The following is a 1,772-nucleotide window of genomic DNA, read 5'->3' on the forward strand; positions in this document are numbered from 1 at the left end:
CTGGAACGCGTCGCGACCGCCCTGCGGACCGATCCGGCGTTCGCCGCGGGCACGGCCAACCGAGCCGCGCCTTCCCGCGACAACCCGAGATCCAGCCGGGCCACCTCCGCGGCGAACGCCGGATCGGTCCGCAGGGCGGTCGCGACGCGTTCCAGTCCGTCGATTTCACTTCGCAACGCCGCGGCGTCCGCATCGGCGACGGCGAGGCGATGCCGCACCGCCTTCCACTCCGCCGCCCCGGGCGACAGTGAGGCGAGGGCGAACAGGGCCCCGGCGACGATCAACGTCGGCCAGAAGGCCGCATCTAGGAATTGGGGAAGGCGGATGTCGGATGTCGGATGTCGGATGTGAGCGACGACGGTCGCAACGTTTCTACATCCGCAATCCGACATTCCCAATCCCACATCGGTCAGATCGTGCCACCGTATTCCGCGTTCTCGCCCAGCATCTCCTCGATGCGCAACAGCTGGTTGTACTTGGCGATGCGGTCGGTGCGGCTGGCGGAGCCGGTCTTGATCTGTCCGGTGTTCAATGCGACGGCGAGGTCGGCGATGGTGGTGTCCTCGGACTCGCCGCTGCGGTGGCTCATCACGGCGGTGTAGCCGTTGCGGTAGGCCATCTGGACGGCTTCGATCGTCTCGGTGAGGGTGCCGATCTGGTTGACCTTCACCAGGATGCTGTTGCCGACGCCCTGCTCGATGCCGTCGGCCAGGCGGGAGGAATTGGTGACGAACAGGTCGTCGCCGACGAGCTGCACGTCGTCGCCGATCGCGTCGGTCAGCTTCTTCCAGCCGTCCCAGTCGTCCTCGGCGAGGCCGTCTTCGATGCTGCACACCGGGTACTTCTCGGCGAGCCGGGCGAGGTAATCGACCATGCCGTCCGAAGACAGATCCTTGCCTTCGATCTTGTAGACGCCGTCCTTGTAGAACTCGGTCGCGGCGCAGTCGAGGGCCAGCTTGATCTGCTCGCCGGGGGTGTAGCCGGCGTTCTCGATCGCCTGGAGGATTACCTCCATCGCCTCATCGGTGCTTTTGAGGTCCGGGGCGAAGCCGCCCTCGTCGCCGACGTTCGTGCTGTAGCCCTTGGAGGAGAGCACCTTCTTGAGGTGATGAAAGGTCTCGACGCCGGCCCGCAGGCCGTCGCTGAAGGTGTCGAACCCCAGCGGCATCACCATGAATTCCTGGATGTCGATGCCGTTGGAGGCGTGCTCGCCGCCATTGATGATGTTCATCATCGGAGCCGGCAGCGTGACGGCGCCGACGCCGCCCAGATAGCGGAACAGCGGCAGATAGCTGGCCTTCGCCGCCGCGTGGGCGGTGGCCAGGCTGCACGCCAGAATCGCGTTCGCGCCGAGCTTGGATTTGTTCTCCGTGCCGTCCAGTTCCAGCATGGCCCGGTCGACGGCGGCCTGATCGGTGGCGTCGAGGTCGATCAGCGCGTCGGCGAGGACTTCGTTGACGTTGCGGACGGCCTTGGAGACGCCCTTGCCGACCCACTCGTCGGCGTCGCCGTCGCGGAGTTCGACCGCTTCATGGGCGCCGGTGCTGGCGCCGCTGGGGACGATCGCCCGGCCGAGGGTGCCGTCTTCCAACCGCACGTCCACTTCGACCGTGGGATTGCCGCGGGAATCGAGAACTTGGCGGCCGTGGACGCTGGTGATGGCGAGGGACATATCGGGGAAGCAGCGCGGGGAGTCGTGGGGATCGGTGGGCGGGGGTTTTACCAGCTTCGCGGTCGCTGCGGGAGAGACCGGGCTCCGGGGAGCCGCATGG

At 66.9% G+C, this 1,772-nt stretch carries 2 protein-coding genes; both read right to left on the bottom strand.

Going from position 1 to position 1,772, the window contains the following annotated elements; genetic code table 11:
• Positions 1-284: FtsB/FtsL family cell division protein (locus tag LzC2_RS21325; RefSeq protein WP_171190038.1), on the bottom strand; the 284-nt coding region annotated here is incomplete at its 3' end.
• A 125-nt stretch (positions 285-409) separates the two neighbouring features.
• Positions 410-1,672 (bottom strand): phosphopyruvate hydratase, encoded by a 1,263-nt coding sequence (gene eno, locus LzC2_RS21330; protein WP_171190039.1) that lies wholly within the window; start codon positions 1,670-1,672, stop codon positions 410-412.
• Positions 1,673-1,772 lie beyond the last annotated feature (100 nt).

The sequence above is a fragment of the Alienimonas chondri genome, assembly GCF_013036045.1.
In the GTDB taxonomy this organism is placed as follows: domain Bacteria; phylum Planctomycetota; class Planctomycetia; order Planctomycetales; family Planctomycetaceae; genus Alienimonas; species Alienimonas chondri.

Coding starts and splice junctions, on each gene's coding strand:
- eno (WP_171190039.1), bottom strand. CDS start 1,672: ATGTCCCTCGCCATCACCAGCGTCCACGGCCGCCAAGTTCTCGATTCC.